Source organism: Undibacterium sp. TJN25 (genome assembly GCF_049339885.1).
In the GTDB taxonomy this organism is placed as follows: domain Bacteria; phylum Pseudomonadota; class Gammaproteobacteria; order Burkholderiales; family Burkholderiaceae_D; genus Undibacterium.
The window spans coordinates 1-842 of sequence record NZ_JBMPPM010000037.1 but is presented as its reverse complement, the minus strand read 5'-3'; the positions used below and the strand labels follow the sequence as shown (position 1 = coordinate 842).

1 protein-coding gene is annotated in these 842 nt (G+C 58.9%); it reads right to left on the bottom strand.

What is annotated here, in order from left to right:
• Positions 1-842, bottom strand: an 842-nt coding sequence (locus tag ACO0LO_RS28995; protein ID WP_422970018.1) for a glycosyltransferase, incomplete at both ends; no start/stop codon positions are given.

The window sequence follows — 842 nt, the reverse complement described above, 5'->3', positions numbered from 1 at the left end:
ACCACCAGCCCGGTCTGGTCGGCCAGGTTGATGTAGGTGGTGCCGGTGCCGATCTCGCTGGAGATCATCGGTTTGCCGAACATGGCGCCTTCCAGCAGTGAGATGCCGAAGGCTTCGGAACGCAGGTGGGACGGGAAAACCATCGCATAACATAATGTCAGCAGGGCAACCTTGTCTTCTTCGGGTAAAGCACCGAGGAAGTGGACATTGTTCAGGCCCAGCACCCTGGCTTGCTGCTTGAGTTCGGCTTCGACCGGGCCGTCGCCGACGATGACGACCGGCATGGAGGTGTTGGCAGCCGCTTCCATCAGGATATGCAGGCCCTTGTAGTAGCGCAGCATGCCGACGAACAGGAAGAAGCGGGTGCCGAGCTGCTGGCGCCATTTGTGCAGCGTTTCGGCCTGCGGTACCGGGTAGATGCTTTTGTCGAGGCCGTAGGTGATGATCTCGGTCTTGTCCTTGTAGCGTTCCAGGATGGGGCTGGTGGCGAGGTAGTTGGGCGAGGTGGCGACAATGCGGTCGACATCGTTCAGGAACCAGTATTTGAGCGGCTGATATAGCTTCAGCAGCATCTTCTGGCGCACGATGTCGGAATGATAGGTGACAACCGTCGGTTTCTTGATCCGGCCCAGTAGATGGGCCAGGTCCATGAAGGGCCAGGGGAAATGGTAATGAATGACGTCGGCTTCGCGCGCGAGTTCGACAAAGCGGGACAGTGCGGACCAGGAAAAGCCGGTGGAGGCGATTTCAAAGTTCAGGCGGGCGCGGTGCACCTTGTGGCCTTCGAATTCGAGTTCGGGGTTGTCCTTGCTGCGGGTCAGGGTCAGGACTTCATTGGACAC